Annotated in this window: 11 protein-coding genes; 7 read left to right on the forward strand and 4 right to left on the reverse strand. The window is 72.9% G+C overall.

Annotated elements, in window-relative coordinates; translation table 11 throughout:
* Positions 1 to 221: 221 nt before the first annotated feature.
* The 3 genes from ACZ4XJ_RS14405 to ACZ4XJ_RS14415 all read left to right on the forward strand — a co-directional run bounded on the left by ACZ4XJ_RS14405 (position 222) and on the right by ACZ4XJ_RS14415 (position 4,063).
* Positions 222 to 1,091: a M24 family metallopeptidase gene (locus ACZ4XJ_RS14405; protein ID WP_468496350.1), complete on the forward strand. Its 870-nt coding sequence runs from the start codon at positions 222 to 224 to the stop codon at positions 1,089 to 1,091.
* Between the two features lie 5 nt (positions 1,092 to 1,096).
* Entirely contained in the window at positions 1,097 to 2,869 is a 1,773-nt protein-coding gene (locus ACZ4XJ_RS14410) for an SDR family oxidoreductase (RefSeq protein ID WP_468496561.1), read from the forward strand.
* Between the two features lie 279 nt (positions 2,870 to 3,148).
* Positions 3,149 to 4,063, forward strand: a complete 915-nt coding sequence (locus ACZ4XJ_RS14415) for a MerR family transcriptional regulator (RefSeq protein WP_362875081.1) — start codon at positions 3,149 to 3,151, stop codon at positions 4,061 to 4,063.
* 104 nt (positions 4,064 to 4,167) lie between these two features.
* On the opposite strand, the gene ACZ4XJ_RS14420 is transcribed toward ACZ4XJ_RS14415, so the two are convergent.
* Complete coding sequence (locus ACZ4XJ_RS14420; protein WP_362875082.1) at positions 4,168 to 5,046, reverse strand: aquaporin; 879 nt, start codon at positions 5,044 to 5,046, stop codon at positions 4,168 to 4,170.
* A 132-nt stretch (positions 5,047 to 5,178) separates the two neighbouring features.
* Between ACZ4XJ_RS14420 and ACZ4XJ_RS14425 the strand changes: the two genes are divergently transcribed.
* The 3 genes from ACZ4XJ_RS14425 to ACZ4XJ_RS14435 all read left to right on the forward strand — a co-directional run bounded on the left by ACZ4XJ_RS14425 (position 5,179) and on the right by ACZ4XJ_RS14435 (position 10,845).
* Positions 5,179 to 5,718 (forward strand): RNA 2'-phosphotransferase, encoded by a 540-nt coding sequence (locus tag ACZ4XJ_RS14425; protein WP_362875083.1) that lies wholly within the window; start codon positions 5,179 to 5,181, stop codon positions 5,716 to 5,718.
* Positions 5,719 to 5,848: 130 nt separating this feature from the next.
* Positions 5,849 to 7,735 (forward strand): HSP90 family protein, encoded by a 1,887-nt coding sequence (locus ACZ4XJ_RS14430; RefSeq protein ID WP_468496351.1) that lies wholly within the window; start codon positions 5,849 to 5,851, stop codon positions 7,733 to 7,735.
* Positions 7,732 to 10,845 carry a tetratricopeptide repeat protein gene (locus tag ACZ4XJ_RS14435; RefSeq protein ID WP_468496352.1) on the forward strand — a complete coding sequence of 1,038 codons (3,114 nt, stop codon included), beginning with the start codon at positions 7,732 to 7,734 and terminating at the stop codon, positions 10,843 to 10,845. Before ACZ4XJ_RS14430 ends, ACZ4XJ_RS14435 begins: the two co-directional genes overlap by 4 nt.
* A gap of 155 nt (positions 10,846 to 11,000) precedes the next feature.
* Here ACZ4XJ_RS14435 and ACZ4XJ_RS14440 read toward each other — a convergent pair whose 3' ends face one another.
* Positions 11,001 to 11,903, reverse strand: a complete 903-nt coding sequence (locus tag ACZ4XJ_RS14440) for an LLM class flavin-dependent oxidoreductase (RefSeq protein ID WP_362875086.1) — start codon at positions 11,901 to 11,903, stop codon at positions 11,001 to 11,003.
* 162 nt (positions 11,904 to 12,065) lie between these two features.
* Here ACZ4XJ_RS14440 and ACZ4XJ_RS14445 point away from each other — a divergent pair, with 162 nt between their 5' ends.
* Complete coding sequence (locus ACZ4XJ_RS14445; RefSeq protein WP_362875087.1) at positions 12,066 to 12,950, forward strand: Cof-type HAD-IIB family hydrolase; 885 nt, start codon at positions 12,066 to 12,068, stop codon at positions 12,948 to 12,950.
* Between the two features lie 17 nt (positions 12,951 to 12,967).
* Here the strand turns inward: ACZ4XJ_RS14445 and ACZ4XJ_RS14450 are convergent, their stop codons facing one another.
* Together ACZ4XJ_RS14450 and cydD are read right to left on the reverse strand one after the other, a co-directional pair.
* Positions 12,968 to 14,704, reverse strand: a complete 1,737-nt coding sequence (locus ACZ4XJ_RS14450; protein WP_362875088.1) for a GAF domain-containing sensor histidine kinase — start codon at positions 14,702 to 14,704, stop codon at positions 12,968 to 12,970.
* A 104-nt stretch (positions 14,705 to 14,808) separates the two neighbouring features.
* Entirely contained in the window at positions 14,809 to 18,414 is a 3,606-nt protein-coding gene (cydD, locus tag ACZ4XJ_RS14455; protein WP_468496353.1) for a thiol reductant ABC exporter subunit CydD, read from the reverse strand.
* Positions 18,415 to 18,510: the final 96 nt, after the last annotated feature.

Consider the following 18,510-nt stretch of genomic DNA (forward strand, 5'->3'; position numbering starts at 1 on the left):
TCGACGTTAGTGCCGATGTCGGCGCGGATCGTCAGACCTGGAGCGGGAACCCGTATCCGCCTTGAGGACTACGAGGGAGCACGAACCCTGACCCCAGGCTGACGCGAACCGGACAAGTTTGTCCACAGGTCCGTGCACGACCCTTGACGTGACCTCCGGTCATTGTCACATTCATCAGTGTCAAGTTACGGGCGCGTCGGCTATGAGGACGGACGGCTGGTATGGCTGGGGACAAGAAGCAACGCACCGCGCGGGCCGCCGGGCGGCTCTCCGCCGAGCTGCGCGGCTTCCAGGAGGTGCAGCGCCTCGCCTACGAGTGCGCCGAGGCGGTCGCGGCCCAGTTGCGGCCTGGTGTGACCGAGCGCGAGGCGGCGCGGATGCAGCGCGACTGGTTGCGCGAACGCGGCGTACGGGACTGGTTCCACCTGCCGTTCGCCTGGTTCGGGGACCGCACCGCCTTCGCCGGCTTCCGGATCCCCCTCCAGTTCTTCCCGACGAACCGGAAGTTGGAGCCGGGCATGCCGTTCATCCTGGACATGGCGCCGGTCCTGCGGGGCTACGCGGCCGATGTCGGCTACTCCGGCAGCCTCGGCCTCAACCCGGTACAGGACCGGCTGATGGCCGATCTGCGCCCGCACCGCGACCTGATCCTGGAGCAGGTGCGCGAGCGCCGCCCGCTGCGCGAGATCTACGAGAACGTCGAACGGCTGATGACGCGCCAGGGGTACGCCAACCGGCACCGGGCCTACCCGTTCGGGGTGATCGCGCACAAAATAGACAGGGTCCCGGAGCGGCGCTGGTCCCCTACGGCGTTCGGATTCGGCACGCAGTCCCTGAAGGGGCTGGCCTCCGACGTCCTGCACGGGCACCGGGACGGCTGGTCCCCGCTGTGGAGCCCCTACCGGTTCTCCGACCACGCGCCGCAACCCGGCTTGTGGGCCGTGGAACCGCACCTGGGCTTCCGCGGCACCGGCGCGAAGTTCGAGGAGATCCTGGTGGTCACCGACTCCCGGGACCCCGAGGAGAGCGCGTACTGGCTCGACGACGACCTGCCGCACGTGCGGCGCTGGGCTGAGGAGAAGGCGGGATGAGCGGGATGAGCGGTACGGCACTGTCGGGCGCGCGGGAACGCCGGATCAGCACGGGCGGCATCGAGCTGTGCGTCGTCGAACTCGGTGACGCGGACCGGCCGACGGTGGTCCTGGTACACGGCTACCCGGACAGCAAGGAGGTCTGGTCCGAGGTCGCCGAACGCCTGGCGACCCGCTTCCACGTGGTGCTGTACGACGTGCGCGGCCACGGGCGGTCGACGGCGCCGGTCCCGCTGCGCGGCGGTTTCACCCTGGAGAAACTGACCGACGACTTCCTGGCCGTGGCGGACGCGGTCAGCCCCGACCGGCCGGTGCACCTGGTCGGCCACGACTGGGGCTCCGTACAGGGCTGGGAGTTCGCCACGGTCGCCCGTACCGAGGGCCGGATCGCCTCCTTCACCTCCATGTCCGGCCCCTCGCTCGACCACTTCGGGCACTGGATCAAGAAGCGGGCCACGCGACCCACCCCGCGCCGTGCCGCCCAACTGCTGAACCAGGGCGCGAAGTCCTGGTACGTCTACCTGCTGCACACGCCCGTCCTGCCCGAGCTGCTCTGGCGCGGGCCGCTCGGCAAGCAATGGCCGAAGCTCCTCCAACGCGCGGAGAACATCCCCACCGGCACCTACCCGACGGACTCGCTGCCCTCCGACGCCGCGCACGGTGCCTGGCTGTACCGCGACAACGTCCGCGGTCGCATGCGCCGGCCCCGCACCGACGCCTACGCGCACGTACCGGTGCAGCTGATCACGCCGACCAAGGACGACTTCCTCTCCGAGCGGCTCTACGACGACCTGGAGCTGTGGGTTCCGGACCTGGTGCGGCGCACCCTGCCCGCGAAGCACTGGGTTCCGCGGACCCGGCCCGACCAGATCGCGGCGTGGGTCTCGGAGTTCGTGACCAGCCGGGAGGAGCCCGCGACGCGGGCGCCGGAACAGAAGGCTCCGGGCAGGTACGCGGACCGGTTCAGCGGTCAGCTGGTACTCGTCACCGGCGCGGCCAGCGGCATCGGACGCGCCACGGCCTTCGCGTTCGCCGAGGCCGGCGCCCGGGTGGTGGCCGTGGACCGGGACGGCGAGGGCGCGGCGCGCACCGCCGAGATGGCCCGGCTCGTCGGCGCCCCCGAGTCCTGGGGCGAATGCGTCGACGTGAGCGACGAGCAGGCGATGGAGAAGCTCGCCGCGAAGGTCGCCGCCGAGTACGGAATCGTGGACGTGTTGGTCAACAACGCGGGGATCGGGTTGTCGGGGCCCTTCCTGGAGACCACGGCCGAGGACTGGAAGAGGGTCCTCGACGTCAACCTGTGGGGTGTCATCCACGGCTGCCGGATCTTCGGGAAGCAGATGGCCGAGCGCGGCCAGGGCGGGCACATCGTCAACACCGCCTCCGCCGCAGCCTACCTGCCCTCGCGCACCCTGCCCGCGTACAGCACCTCCAAGGCTGCGGTCCTGATGCTCAGCGAGTGCCTGCGCGCCGAGCTGGCCTCACGGTCGATCGGGGTCTCCGCGATCTGCCCGGGCATCGTGAACACCAACATCACCGCCACCTCGCGGTTCGCCGGGGTGGACCCGACCGAGGAGAAGCGCCGCCAAGCCAGCTCATCGCGGCTGTACGGGCTGCGCAACTTCCCGCCGGAGAAGGTCGCCGACGCGATCCTGCTGGCCGTGGTGAAGAACCAGGCGGTCGTGCCCGTGACGCCCGAGTCCAAGGGCGCCCTGTGGATGTCCCGCTTCGCACCGCGCACCCTGCGGCGGATCGCGCGGCTGGAACCCCGGCTGTGAACGGGGCCGGTGGAGCCGACTCCGACGGCGTGGGCACGAGCGACGGGGCGGGCCCGCGGTGGCGTCGTTCGCCGTGCGTCCGCGCCCGCGCGGACGACAGGGGAGCGCGGCCGAGCCGGATACAGCTCGACACGGCCATGTCCCGCTCCTTGCCACGGTCGTACCATCCCTCGCAGGAGGGCTCGCTGCGCACGGCGGTCGAGTACCTGGCGGCGCCTCCTGCCGCCCGGACCGCGGCGGGCGCGGTCGGCCGAGCCGTCATGTCGTAGGGAGCCGGGATTGTCCGATCAGGCGGTGGCCGAGTACCGGATCGAGGATCTGGCCCATCACAGTGGTGCGACGGTACGCACCATCCGGGCGTACCAGGACCGCGGTCTGCTCCCGAAACCGGAGCGCCGCGGCCGGTCCAACGTGTACCGGGACACGCACCTGGCGCGGCTGCGCCAGATCGCGGACCTGCTGGACCGCGGCTACACGCTGGCCTCCATCAAGGAACTGCTGGAGGCCTGGGACGCGGGGCGCGGCCTGGGCGGCGTACTGGGCCTGGTCGCCGAGGTGCACGGACCGTGGACCGACGAGGAGGCCGCCCGGATCAGCCGGGCCGAACTGGACGAACGGTTCGGCGGCCGGCCCGACGAGGAGGCGGTGGACCAGGCCTGCGAGCTGGGGGTGCTGGAGCGGATACCGGGCCGCCCGGACGAGTTCCTGGTGCCCTCGCCGCAGGAGTTGGCGGTCGCCGCCGAGCTGTACGCGGCCGGGGTGCCGCTGGCGGCGATCACCGGGCACCTGCGCGAACTGCGCGGGCAGGTCGAGCACATCGCCTCGCGCTTCCTGGACTTCACCACCGAGCACGTCTTCGCCCGCTACCTCGGCGAGGTGCCGCCGACGGACGCCGACGCGGCCGAGGCGGCGACGATGGTACGCAGACTGCGGCCGCTGGCCCAGCAGACGGTGGACGCCGAACTCGCGCGGGCGATGCGGTTGTTCGCCACCCGGCACCTCCAGCGGCACCTCGGCGCGAGCGGCACCGCGCAGCCGTCGGGACCGACGCCGGTCGCCCTGCCGACGGACACGGTACGGGCGGTGCAGGAGCTGGTGGGCGCCGATCACGTGGCGGAGTTCGTCCGGGCGGCGACGGAACGGGAGCTGCAGGCTCGGACGATGAACGATCTGGCCCGCCGGGGCGGCCGATAATGCTCGATCAGTAGTCCACAGGGCGAATGACGCAAGCGACCCCCAAAACCACCCAAAGAGCTGTGGACAAGTCCGCTTTTCCTGTGGGCAAGGGGGAAGGAACCTCAGACGGCGGCTTCGTACGTGGGTCCGGTGCGCGGTATATCGGCCACCGGATCTTCCCCGTCGGCGGCCGGCGCACCCTGATCGCCGTCCCGCGCGCCCCTCTGAGCACGGTCAGGCGCACCACCCTGAACAACGTCGTCGTCCCGTCCGCCTCCCTGCACGCCCACCAGCGCGATCTCCGGAGCGCCCGTGCGGCCCGCCCGCCCGTAGAGCAGGGTGGCGAGGCCGAGGCCGAGGGCGCCGCCGAGCAGTTGGGCGGCGACGAAGCCGGGCAGGGACTGTGGAGCGATGCCGGTGAAGGAGTCGCTGAAGGCCCGCCCGACGGTGCCCGCCGGGTTGGCGAAGGAGCCCGAGGAGGTGAACCAGATCGCGGCCGCGAGGTACGCGGCGACCGCGACCGGGATCAGCTTCGCGCGGCCGAGCCGGCCCAACCCCTCGATGACCAGGACCAGCCCGGCGGTGGCGACGACCTCGCCGATCAGGAGGTGCCCGTCGTCGCGCACCTGCGTGGCGAGGGTCCCCGGGGTCCGCCCGAACATCGCCTCGGCGAGGACGGCGCCGCCGATCGCCCCGGTGATCTGGGCCGCGGCGTAGGCCAGGGCCTCCCGCCCGGCGAGGCCGTCCCGGCCGGATCGGCGTGCCCACCAGGTGGTGAGGGTGACGACCGGGTTGAGGTGGGCACCGGACAGCGGCCCGAAGAGGGTGATGATCAACCCGAGGCCGATGGCCGAGACGAGCGAGTTGGCGACGAGGGCGACACCGGTGTCGCGGCTGAGCGCGTCGGCCTGGATCCCGGAGCCGATCACCACCACGAGCAGTGCCGCGGTGCCGACGAGTTCGGCCGTCGTGCGCCGCAGCAGCGAAGCCTGGTGTGTCATCTTTTCTCCCTCTGGGCAGCAGTCCAGCGGAAAATGTATTCCGTATCTTGGAAGAGCGGTAGAGGCGGTCCACCCGTCGGCGCCGGCGAAAAATCCCTGCCGGAGCGCCGCCCGACCCGGCACGCTGGGGACATGGATGAAAGACGCACCGTGAAGGTGTCCAAATACGTCTCGAAACACCTGCGGCACCAGCCGGAACGGATCGGACTGACGCTCGATCCCCACGGTTGGGTCGCGATCGACGACCTGCTCGCCGCCGCAGCGGCCCACGGGTTCCCCGTCAGCCGTGCCGAGCTCGACCACGTCGTCGCCTCCAACGACAAGCAGCGCTTCGCCGTCGAGGGCGACCGCATCCGGGCCAGCCAGGGCCACACCGTCGCCGTCGATCTCGATCTGCCGGAGGCCGAACCCCCGGCGTACCTGTACCACGGCACCGTGGCCGCCGCCATGGACCCGATCCGCGCCGAGGGCCTGCGCCCGATGGCCCGACACCACGTGCACCTGTCGCCCGACCGGGAGACGGCGACCCGGGTGGGCGCGCGCAGGGGGCGGCCCGTGGTCCTCGTCGTGGACGCGGGGGCGATGCGCGCCGCCGGTCACGTGTTCCGGATCAGCGCCAACGGGGTGTGGCTGGTGGACGCGGTACCGCCGCGGTTCCTGCGGTTCTCGTAGGAACCACCCCACACAATTCACAGGGGAATTGTCGGATCATCCCCCTACTCTGTTCCTCACTCCGGGATCCGTGAGGGGGGGTACCTCGCGATCGCCGACCATCCCATGCGAGCCAGCGAGGTGACGCCTCATGACGTCCACACCCCCGTCCCCCTCCACACCCCCCGCGCCGTCCGCCTCCGCGGACGCCGCCGCCGTCAACAGCTTCCAGGTCGACCTGCGCGGCCTGGTCGACCTGCTGTCGCACCACCTCTACTCCAGCCCGCGCGTCTACGTCCGCGAGCTCCTGCAGAACGCCGTCGACGCCGTCACCGCCCGCCAGGCCCACGAACCCGGCGCGCGCGTCCACATCCGGCTGTCGGCCACCGTCGGACGGGTCACCATCGAGGACTCCGGCATCGGTCTGACCGCCGCGGAGGCCCACTCGCTCCTCGCCACCATCGGCCGCAGCTCCAAGCGCGGCGGGGAGCACGGTCTGGAGACCACCCGCCAGGAGTTCCTCGGCCAGTTCGGCATCGGGCTCCTCGCCTGCTTCGTCATCGCCCGCCGGATCCGCGTCGTCACCCGGTCCGCCCGCGATCCCGAAGCGGCGCCCGTCGAATGGTTGGCCACGGACGACGGCTCCTACACGGTCCGCGAACTCCCCCACGAGGCGCGCCCGGAGCCCGGTACCACCGTCCACCTGGAGGGCCGCCCCGGCTCCGAGGAGTGGACCGGGGCCGCCACGGTCGAACGGCTCGCCCGTGACTACGGCTCCCTCCTCCCGTACGACATCACCTTCGACGACGGCGAAGGCGGAGCGCCCCGCCCGGTCACCGACCGGCCCGCCGTGTGGGACCGCCCCTTCCCCACCCCCGCCGCCCGCCGCGTGGCGCTCGCCGGCCAGTGCGCGCGGCTCTTCGGCTTCACCCCGCTCGACACCATCGACCTCGACCTGCCGGTGGCGGGGGTGCGCGGAGTCGCGTACGTCCTGCCCGAACCGACCAGCCCCGCCCACCGGGCCGGACACCGCGTCCACCTCAAGGGCATGCTGCTCACCGACCAGGCCTCCAACCTGCTGCCCGACTGGGCGTTCTTCGTCCGCGTCGTCCTCGACACGGACACGCTGCGGCCCACGGCCTCCCGCGAGAACCTGTACGACGACGAAACGCTGGCCGCCGTGCGCGAAGCGCTCGGGGGTCGCATCCGGGCCTGGTTGACCGAACTCGCCGCGAGCGAACCCGAGCGTTTGGCGGCCTTCCTGAGCGTCCATCACCTCGGGGTGAAGTCCCTCGCCCGGCATGACGCCGAACTGCTCGGGCTGATGCTGCCGTGGCTGCCGTTCGAGACCAGCGACGGCTCGATGAGCCTGGAGGAGTTCGCGGCGGCCCACAGCGACATCCATTTCACGCCCACCGTCGAGGAGTTCCGCCAGATCGCCCCGATCGCCGCGGCGCACGGCCTGGGCGTCATCAACGCCGGCTACACCTACGACGCCGACCTGCTCGCCCTGCTCCCCTCCGTACGGCCCGACCTCAAGGTCACCGAACTCGACGCCGGCGCCGTCACCGAGCGCCTCGACCCGGTCCCCACCGACGTCGAACTGGCCCTCGCGGGCTTCCTGTCCACCGCCCGCACCCGACTGGAACCCCAGTCCTGCGACGTGGTGCTGCGCGCCTTCCAGCCCGTCTCCGTCCCCGCCCTCTACCTCGACGACCGGCAGGCGCGGCAGGAACGCGACCGCACGGCGGCGCTCGACAACGCGGACAGCCTGTGGAGCGGCATCCTCGGCTCGCTGCGCGGTTCCGGCCCGCGCGCCCGCCTGGTGCTCAACCACAACAACCCGCTGATCCGACGGATCGCGGGACTGCCCGACGCGACCCTGACCGGCACCGCCGTCGAATCACTCTACGGGCAGGCGCTGTTGATGTCCCAGCGGCCCCTGCGACCGGCCGACTCCATCCTGCTCAACCGAGCCTTCCTCGGGCTCCTGGAATGGGCGACCCACTCCGTCGAGAACCCGAAGGACGCCCGGTGAGCAGCATGACCGTCGAAGAGATCCGACAGGCCCTGTACGACAACCACCGCCTGCCACAGGGCGCCGCACGCAACGCGCAGGCCGAGGCCCTGACCGCCGCCGCCGAGGCCTGCGGCGACTCCGACGTGTTCCGCCAGGCCCTGATCACCCAGATCGACGCCTACGAGTACAGCTCCGAGCGCAGCCGCATGGTGGTCCCCTTCGCCCGCCTCCTGCAGGAGTACGACCGCGACCCCGGCGCCTTCGACGCTCGCGACGCCCACTCCCTCTTCTGGCGGTTCAAGTGGGTGTCGGGGCAGATCATCAGCACGCCCGACGTCCCCATCGCGGCCGTCACCGGCTACCTGGAGGACATGGAGAAGCGGTACCGGATCGCCGGGTACGGCGAGCGCGCCGTGCGGCAGTCCGAGTACTTCCTCGCGGACGCCATCGGGGACGACGGGCGCGCCGAACGGGCCATGGCCCGGTGGCGGGCCGCCGACCGCGACGCGATGAGCGACTGCCACGCCTGCGAGACCAACTCCCAGGGCTCCTACTGGGCCGGCAAGGGCGAGGACGCCAAGGCCATCGAGGTCTGGGAGCCCGTGCTGGACGGCGGGCAGACCTGCATGGAGGAGCCGCACCGGGTCCTCGCCCGGTCGCTGCGTCCGCTGCTGCGCCTCGGCCGCGCCGACGACGCGCGCGCCCACCACCTGCGTGGGTACCGCATGGCACGCGGCAAGGAGGGCTTGCTGCGGGCGATCGGTCAGCACATCGAGTTCTGCGCCCTCACCGGCAACGAGGCGCGCGGCGTGGAGATCCTCGCCGAACACGGCACCCACCTGCGTCCCCTCGCGGACGTCAAAACGCAGATGGACTTCTGGGGCGGGGTCCTCGTCCTGCTGCGGCGGCTGTCCGAACTCGGTCACGGCGCCGACCCGACGGTGCCCTTCGACGGCGCCGCCCGGACGGTCGACGAGTTGCACGCCATCCTGCGCGCCGGGGCCCTGCACATCGCGGAGCGCTTCGACGTCCGCAACGGCACCACCCGCGTCTCGGAGCGGTTCCTGACCCGGATCGCGCAGGCGCCGCTGGTCGACGTCCTGCCGCTCGGGGTGCGCAGCGCCGCGCTGCCGCGGCCGGCGGCGGCCACGTCGGCCTCTCCGTCGACGCCCCCGGCCGCCGGCGCGCCTGCCCCCGAGGGCTTCGCCGAGCTCGTGGAACGGGCCCGGGACGCGCGGGAACTGGGCCACCCGGGCTTCGACGCGCTGTGGGCCGCGGTGTCCGTACGGGCCTCCGGTCTCCCCGCATCGCAGGTGGAACCCCTGGTGACCGCGGACCTGGCCGACCACCGGGCCCTTCTCGCGGCGCGGGCCGGCGCCGAGGACGCGGGCCGGCTCCTGGCCTCGGTCCGGGACGCGTACCGGGAGCTGGGGCAGGCCGGGCGCGCGGCCCTCGCGGAGCTGCGGATGGCGAGCGTCGCCGCGCAGGCCGGCGCGGAACCGGGGGAGGTACGGACCCTGCTGGCGACGGCCGCCCGGTCCGCCGGGGCCTTGGACCCGGCCGACCCGCAGCGGACCCGCCGGATCGCCCTCGCGGAACTCGCCGCGATCCGCCTGGAGCCGTACCTGCGGTCCGTGGAGGCCGCGCGGGAACACGCCGACACCGACGCTCACGGGCAGGGCCACGGGCACGGCCACGACCACGGCCCCGGCACCGCGGTGCTCGCGGCGGAGCTGACCGACTTCGTCGCCACGTACGGGAAGAGCGACGCCTCCGCAACAGAGCTGTCGGACGTGACCTCGGACGCCGAGGAACTGCTGGGCCGGGTGTCCCTCTCCCAGGGCGACACCGAGCGCGCACTGGACCTGCTGGCCGGCTCCGCCGCCCGGTCCGTCGGAGCGGGACGGCCGTGGTTGGCGGTGGATCCCCTCGTCCTGCGGGCCGGGGTACTGAGGTCGCTGGACCGGGTCGAGGAGGCGGAGGCAGCGGCGCGCGAGGCGCTGGCGCACTCCGCCGAGGTGACCGACCCCCAGGAGCAGGCCGTCGTACGGCTCACGCTGGCGGACGTCCTGCTGCGCCGGCCCGACGGGGCCGCGGAGGCGGCCGAGCACTCCCTGACGGCGGCACACTGGTTCGACCAGGCCGGCCTGACCGCGGACGGCGGAGCGCAGGCCCGCCTGCTACTGGCCCGCGCCTACGCGCAGGACGGCCGCAACGCGGACGCGGCGGAGGTGCTCCAGTCGACGCTGCCCGACCTGTTGGAGCACGGCGAGGGCCAGGCGGTGGCGGCCCGGGAGTTCCTGGGCGACCTGCTGCGGGACCTGCGCGAGTCCCGCCCGGCGGCGGAGCAGTTCCTGCTGGCGGCCGAGCTGGTGAAGGAGTGGGAGGACCCGCGGCCGCAGGCGGAGTTCGCGCAGTCGGCCGCCGACTGCCTCTCCGACGCCGGACTGGTGGAGGAGGCGGTCGCCGCGTACCGGCGGTCCCTGGAACTGCACCGGCAGGCCGGCGGAGCCGTGATCCCCGAGGTACGGATCCTGCGGTCGCTGGCCTGGCTGGAGCTGCGCGAGCGGGTCGACGAGACGTCGGTGGCGGCGGCCCGGCTCCTGATGGACGAGGCGACCGGAGTGCTGGAGGAGGCGCTGGCCGGTGATCCGCAGGCGCGCGAGCAGCGCTCCGAGCTGGCGCAGACCTGGCACCAGAGCGCGCAGGTCCTGGACCGGCTGGTCGACGCACTGGAGCGTGAGCACGACGAGGAGGACGCGACCGGGGCGGACGCGGGGGAGAAGGACGCGGGGGAGGCGGGCTCGGGGGAGACGGGCACCGAGGCCCCCGCCAGGCTGGGCACGGACCGGATCGAGGCGCTGCGACGGGAGGAGGTCGACCTGTGGGAGCGGGCGGCCGCCCTCTACGCCGCGCTCGGCATCGACTACCTGCCGGGCCGCTTCCAGTGCCTGAACAACGCCGCCTGGACCGAGCAGGAACTGGGCCGGCCGGAGGCGGGCGCCGCGCGGATGGCGGCACTGATCGAGGAGGTCAAGAGCCTGCCCGCGGAGGTCGTCCCGGAGTGGTTGCTGCCGCAGGCGGAACGAACCCTGGCGGCCCTGCTGCCCGACCCGGCGGGCGCCTGACGCCGGGCGTCGCGCACCGCTCGCCCGACGCTTGACACGCCCCGGCCCCGGTCCGGACCGCTTCGTGCGGTGCCCGGACCGGGGCCGGTGAAACCGTGCAGCCAAGCGTCGGTGGTCGGCACGGACGCGCGGCCCTGCGGCGGCGCGGCTCCGTGTCAGGCGTCCAGCTGCGCGAGCGCCTCGGTGGCGATCTTCTCGAAGACCGCCTCGTCCGCGGCGAAGTCGGAGTCGGGGATCGGTGCGTGGATGACGAGCTCGGTGAACCCCAGCTCACGGTGGCGACCGGCGAAGTCGACGAACGCGTCCACGGACTCCAGCATCGTGCCGCGCTCCGGGGTGAAGCCGGTCAGCAGCACCTTCTCGATGGTCTCGGACTCCCGCCCGATCTCCACCAGAGCCTTCTCCAACTTGCCCACCTGCGCCCGCAGCGCCTCCAGCGACTGCTCGGGCGTTCCCTCGAAGACCTTCGGGTCGCCGGCCGTCACCCAGGCCTGGCCCAGGCTCGCGGCGAGCTTCACCCCGCGCGGACCGGTCGCCGCGATGGCGAACGGAAGCCGCGGGCGCTGGACGCACCCGGGAATGTTGCGGGCTTCCTCGGCGGAGTAGAACGTGCCGTGGTGGGTGACCGCGCCCTCGGTCAGCAGGCGGTCCAGCAGCGGTACGAACTCGGCGAAGCGGTCGGCCCGCTCGCGGGGGGACCACTGCTCCTGGCCCAGGGCGACGGCGTCGAAGCCGTTGCCACCGGCCCCGATGCCCAGGGTGACGCGCCCACCGGAGATGTCGTCCAGCGTCATGAGGTCCTTGGCGAGGGTCACCGGGTGCCGGAAGTTCGGCGAGGTGACCAGCGTGCCCAGCCGGATCGACTCGGTGGCGGCGGCCGCGGCGGTCAGGGTGGGCACCGCACCGAACCACGGGCCGTCGCGGAAGGTCCGCCAGCTCAGGTGGTCATAGGTGTAGGCGGTGTGGAACCCGAGCCGCTCGGCCCGCTGCCACTGGTCACGGCCTCCTTCGTGCCAGCCACGGACCGGGAGGATCACAGTGCTCAGACGCAAACTCATGCGTTCGAGCCTACGGCGACGGGTGCACCAACCGCACATCTCGCACCACCCGCCCCCGAGCGGAGCCGTACGGGCACCTCGTTTCACGTGAAACATCGATGGAAGCGAGATCGGTTTCACGTGAAACATCTCCAGCCGAACGTGGTCGGACGGTAGGTGACCATGGGCGAAGATGGGTCCGTGACCTCGGCTCCCCAGCGCCCGGACGGGCCAACCCCAGCGACCCGGCTCATCGCCACCGACCTCGACGGCACCTTGCTGCGCGACGACAAATCCGTCTCGCCCCGCACGATCGCCGCCCTCGCCGCCGCCGAGGAAGCCGGGATCGAGGTCTTCTTCGTCACGGGCCGCCCGGCCCGCTGGATGGGCGTGGTCAGCGACCACGTGCACGGCCACGGCCTGGCGATCTGCGCGAACGGCGCCGCCGTCGTCGACCTCCGCTCCGGCGGAGAGTTCGTGGAGGTCCGGGCGCTGCCCCGGGCCACCGCTCTGACGGTGGTGAACACCCTGCGCGCCGCCGCGCCCGGTACCTCCTTCGCCGTCGAGCTGACCACCGGCATCAACTACGAGCCGACGTACCCGCCGTTCTTCCAGGACCCGGGCGCCTCCGTGGCCACCGCCGAGAAGCTGCTGAGCGAAGAGCTGGACGACAGTGCGGCGCCGGTGCTGAAGGTGCTCGCACACCATGCCGAACTGGGCCCGGACGACTTCCTGGCCCTGGCCCGCTCGGCGGCCGGCGCGTACGCAGCGATCACGCGCTCCAGTCCGACCTCCCTGCTGGAGATCAGCGGGCTGGGCATCTCCAAGGCCAGCACTCTGGCGCTGTGCTGCGCCGAGCGCGGCATTTCTGCCGCCGAGGTCGTCGCCTTCGGCGACATGCCGAACGACGTGGAGATGCTCCGCTGGGCGGGCACCTCGTACGCGATGGGCAACGCCCACCCGGACGTGATCGCCGCCGCGTCCGGCCGAACGGTCGCCAACAACGAGGACGGGGTCGCGGTGGTCATCGAGCGCATCCTCGCCGAACGCACTCCGCACGAGCGCTAGCGCGACGAGGGCGGAGGTCAGAGCGGGGCCTCCCACAGCAGGGTGGTCCCGCCCCCGTCCTCCCCGATGCCCGGACCGTACGAGCTGGACCCGCCCAGGGACTCGGCCCGTCGGCGCAGGTTCCGCAGTCCGCTGCGGCGCCCGCCCTCCGCGATGCCCACTCCGTCGTCCGCGACCTCCAGACGCACTCCGGGCCGGCCGTCGGCCAGGGTGATGGTCGAGTCGAGCACCACCTCGATCCGGGACGCCTCGGAGTGACGGAACGCGTTGGAGAGGGCCTCGCGCAGCGCGGCGATGAGGTTCTTGCCGACGAGTTCGCCCACCACCGCGTCGATCGGGCCGAGGAACCGGTGGGCCGGCTTGAAGCCCAGCGGCACGGCAGCCATGTTGATCTCCCGCAGCACACGGGTGCGCAGCCCGGACGGGGCCTCCGCCGGTCCCTGCTGGAGCGCGAAGATCGCGGTACGGATCTCCTGGATCGTCACGTCCAACTCGTCCACGGCCTTGCCGACCCCGTCCACGACCTCCGGGACGATGGACCTGCGCTGGGCGCCCTCCAACATCATCCCCGTCGCGAACAACCGCTGGATCACGAGGTCGTGGAGGTCACGGGCGATCCGGTCGCGGTCCTCGAACACCGCGAGGCGCTCCCGGTCCCGCTGTGCCTCGGCCATCATCAGCGCGAGCGCGGCCTGTGAGGCGAACTGCGTGGCCAGTGTCCGTTCCGCTTCGGTGAACGGCCGCCCGCCGCGGGCCCGGGGGGTCACCAGCGCGCCCAGCACCCGCCCGCCGCTGTGCAGCGGCAGCATCATGCACGGGCCGTACTGGCTGGTCAGCTTGCCGATCATGCGGGGATCACCGGCCGCGTCGTCGACGAACACCGGCTCGCCCTCCAGTAGTCGTCCCACCACCGGGCTGTCGGCCGGGATCACCACGCCCAGCGAGGTGGCCGGGTTCTCGGCGGAGACGGCGACGATCTCCATCCCGCCGTCCTCCGCCGGCAGCAACACGATCCCGGCGGCGGAGTCGGCGAGCCTACGGGCCTGTTCGGCGACGACCGAGAGGGCGTCGTCCGCGTCGCCGCCGGACAGCAGGGCCGTGGTGACGGCCACCGAGCCGTCGATCCACCGCTCGCGCTGGGTGGCGGCCTCGTACAGCCGGGCGTTGCCGATCGCGATGCCCGCCTCGGTGGCCAGGACCCGGACCATGTGGACGTCGTAGTCGTTGAACTCGACGCCGCCGTTCTTCTCGGCGAGGTACAGATTGCCGAAGATCTCGCCCTGCACCCGGATCGGGACGCCGAGGAAGGTCTTCATGGGCGGATGGTGCGCCGGGAAACCCGCCGACCTAGGATCCTTCGTGAGGTCGGCGAGCTGCACCGTGTCGGGGTGCGAGATGAGGGCGCCGAGCAGGCCCCGCTTGCCGTCGGGGCGGTGCCCGATCCGGCGGGCCAGTTCCGTGCTGACGCCGAAGGTGACGAAGTCCGAGAGGCCGCGCCCCTCCGTGTCGACGACACCGATCGCGGCGTACCGGGCGTCCGCGAGCTCGGCGGCCGTCTCGCAGATGCGGTCGAGGGTGGAGTGCAGTTCGAGGCCGGTACCGACCGAGCGCATGGCCTCCAGCAGTTGCGGCACCCGAGCGGTCAGCTCGGTGGACAGCCCCTGCAGACTCCGGGTGGCCTGGGTGGCGGCCTCCAGCGGGTCCGGTGCTCCGCGGGTCGGTTCCGGTGTTTCCTGGGACTCCTGGGCTGACATGCCCTTGAGCCTAGTTAGTCCCCTTTGGTGGTGAAAGTCGCCGCGTGCGGAACGCGTCACACGGCGCGTCCCGTACCGGGCCCGGCACAGCCGTCCGGCGGACCTCAGCCGCGGCCGGCCAACAACTTGTCGGCCTCCCGCTCCCGGTCCAGGAGCGTGCGCAGCGGCCCCTCGACGGCGGCCAGCTCCGCGTATCCGCCGCGCTGGACGACGGCGCCCCGGTCCAGGACCAGCACCTCGTCGACGGCGTCCAGTCCGGCGAGCCGGTGCGTGATCAGTACGGTGGTCCGGCCCTCGGTCGCTGCCAGCAGGTCCGCGGTCAGCGCGTCCGCGGTCGCCAGGTCCAGATGTTCGGCGGGCTCGTCCAGGACCAGCACGGGGAAGTCCGCGAGCAGCGCCCGGGCCAGGGCCAGCCGCTGTCGTTGGCCGCCCGAGATCCGCTCACCGTGCTCACCGACGAGGGTGTCCAGCCCGTCGGGAAGTCCTTCGACCCACTCCAGGAGCCGGGCCGCCGCCAGCGCCTCGCGCAGCTCTGCCTCGCTCGCCCCGGTACGGGCCAGCCGCAGGTTCTCGCGGACCGAGCTGTCGAAGAGGTGGGCGTCCTGGGCGCACAGCCCCACCGCGCGGCGCACGTCGTCGCCGTCGAGGGACCGTACGTCGATCCCGCCCAGGGTGTACGTACCGTCGCTCGGGTCCAGGAACCGCAGCAGGACCTGCGCCAGCGTGGTCTTGCCCGAGCCGGACGGCCCGACCACGGCGATGTGGCGACCGGCGTCCAGGGTCAGGTCCGTCCCGTGAAGGGCGTCCCGTTCCTGCCCGGGGTGGCGTGCGGCAAGGCCGGTCAACCGCAGCGGGAAGGGCGCGACCGGTGCCTCCAGGGGCTCGGCCGGCTCGGTGACCGGCACCGGCGCGTCGAGGACCTCGTAGACCCGCTCGGCGCTGCGACGCACCCGCTGGCGGTACTGGACCGCGAGCGGAAGCCCGTTGACCGCTTCGAACGCGGCGAGGGGGGTCAGCACGACCACTGCCATGGCCACCCCGGAGAGCCGTCCGCCGGCGACGGCGGCCGCGCCGGCGAGCGCGGCGAAGACCACGGTCAGCCCGCACACCAGCGCGGACAGGCCGCCACCGAGGCCGGTGGCGAAGGCGCCGCGCGAGGCGATCCGGGTCAGTACCCCGTCGCTCTCCCGCGCCAGGTCCTTGCGGCCGGCCAAGGCCCCGGCGACGGTGAGCTCGGCCGTACCCGTGAGCAGGTCGGCGACCCGGGTGGCGAGCTCGCCGCGCGCCGGAGCCAGCCGCCGCTCCGCACGCCGCGCGCAGGCACCGCTGATCAGCGGGACCCCGGCACCGGCGGCGAGCAGCCCCACCGCGAGGCCCGCACCGGCCTCCGGCAGCAGCCAGGCCGTGAACGCCACCGACCCGGTGCCGACCAGCACCGCCGTACCGACGGGGAGCAGCCAGCGCAGCCAGTAGTCCTGAAGGGCGTCGGCGTCGGCCACCAGCCGGGACAGCAGGTCCCCGCGCCGCTGCTCGCGCAGTCCGGCGGGGGCGATCCGCTCCAGCCGGCGGTACACGGAGACGCGCAGGTCGGCCAGCATCCGCAGGACGGCGTCGTGCGAGACGAGCCGCTCGGCATAGCGGAACACGGCCCGGCCAAGGCCGAAGGCCCGCGTCGCCGTGACGGCCACCATCAGGTAGAGCACCGGAGGCTGCTCGGAGGCGCGCGAGATGAGCCATCCCGACACGGCCAGCAACCCGACGCTGCACCCGACGGCGAGCGCCCCGAGCAGCAGCCCGAGCCGGAAGCGTCCCTGCCAGGCGGCGGCCGTGGCCCGTACCCGGCTCAGCGGGTCGCCACCGCCCGTCCCTGTGCGGCCCGCGGCGGCGACCCGTTCGACGGTCGGCCCGAGGATCCACTCCCCGGGGTCCGCCACCGGGACCAGACCGCGCGCCACCTCGGCGGCGGGCGGCGCCCCCCGGCCGTCGGACGGGGTCACCGACCCGGTTCCCGACGTCACGGACCCGTCGACCGGCGCGGCGTCCCCGTCCACCGGCCCCACGGCGTCGGCCGCGCCCTCGCCCACCGCGACCACCCGGTCGGCCACCGCCAGCAGCGCCGGGCGGTGCACCACCAGCAGTACGGTCCGGCCCACCGCGAGGCGGCGTACGGCGTCCACGACGGCCGCCTCGGTCTCCCCGTCCAGGGCCGCCGTCGGCTCGTCCAGCAGCAGCACCGGACGGTCGGCGAGGAAGGCCCGGGCCAGCGCGAGGCGCTGGCGCTGCCCCGCCGACAGGCCGACCCCGCCCTCACCCAGCGCCGTACAGATTCCGCCGGGCAGCGCGGCGACGAACTCCCACGCCCCGGCGTCCCGGAGCGCGGCTTCCACGTCCTGGTCGCAGGCGTCGGCCCGGGCCAGTCGTACGTTCTCGGCGATGGTCCCCGCGAAGAGGTGCGGCCGCTGCGGCACCCACGCGATCCGCTCCCGCCACTGCTCCAGGGACAGTTCGGTCTGGTCGACGGCCCCGATCCGGACCCGTCCGGCGGTCGGCGTGACGAAGCCCAGCAGCACGTTCAGCAGTGTGGACTTGCCCGCGCCGCTCGGCCCGGTGAGGGCGACGCACTCGCCCGGCTCGACCACCAGCGACACCGGACCGGGAGAGTTCGCGCTCCGGCCCTCGTAGCGGACTTCGACGCCGTCGAACTCGATCCGCAGCGCGGAGTCCGGCACCCGGACGCCGCCACCCGTCGCGGGCGGCTCCGTCTCCAGCACCTCGAAGATCTCCTCCGCGGCGGCCAGGCCCTCGGCGGCCGCGTGGTACTGGGCTCCCACCTGGCGCAGCGGCAGGTAGGCCTCCGGCGCCAGGATCAGGATGACCAGTCCGGTGTAGAGGTCGAGTTCGCCGTGGACGAGCCGCATGCCGATGGTGACCGCGACCAGGGCGACCGACAGCGTGGCGAGCAGTTCCAGCGCGAACGAGGAGAGGAAGGCGATGCGCAGCGTGCGCATCGTCGCTTGGCGATAGTCGTCGGTGATCTTGCGGATGGACTCGGCCTGGGCCTTGGCCCGGCCGAACACCTTCAGCGTCGGAAGTCCGGCGACCACGTCCAGGAAATGGCCCGACAGGCGCGACAGGAGTCGCCACTGGCGGTCCATCCGGGACTGGGTGGCCATGCCGATCAGGATCATGAACAGGGGGATCAGCGGCAGGGTGACCACGATGATGGCCGCCGACACCCAGTCCTCGGTGACGATCCGGGCGAGGACCGCCACCGGTACGACGACGGCCAGGCCGAGCTGGGGCAGGTAGCGGGAGAAGTAGTCGTCGAGCGCGTCCACTCCCCGGGTGGCCAGGGCCACCAGGGACCCGGTCCGCCGGCCGCCGGCGGGGCCGGGGCCCAGCTCTGCGGCCCGGTCCAGCAGCCGGACCCGCAGCTCGGACTTGACCGCCGCCCCGGCCCGGTGTGCGGCCAGCTCCGTGAGCCAAGCGACCAGAGCGCGCCCCACGGCCACCGCCGCGAGGAGCAGCAGCGGGGTGCGCAGCTCACCGGCGCCGAGCCCCTGCTCGAAGGCCCCGACCACGATCTCGGCGATGAGCATCGCCTGGCCGACGACCAGCCCCGCTCCGGCAAGCCCGAGGAGCACCACCGCTCCCAGGAAGAGGCGGGTGGAACGGGCGTACCGCAGCAGGCGCGGGTCGATCGGTTTCACGTGAAACATCTCCTCGGCAGGGTCGAGCAGGAGAGTCGGACATCGGGTCGAACAGGAGGAACCTGCATCGGCGGGAGCGGGCCCCTCGGCGCCAGT

This window comes from Streptomyces sp. NPDC029836, from assembly GCF_055574495.1.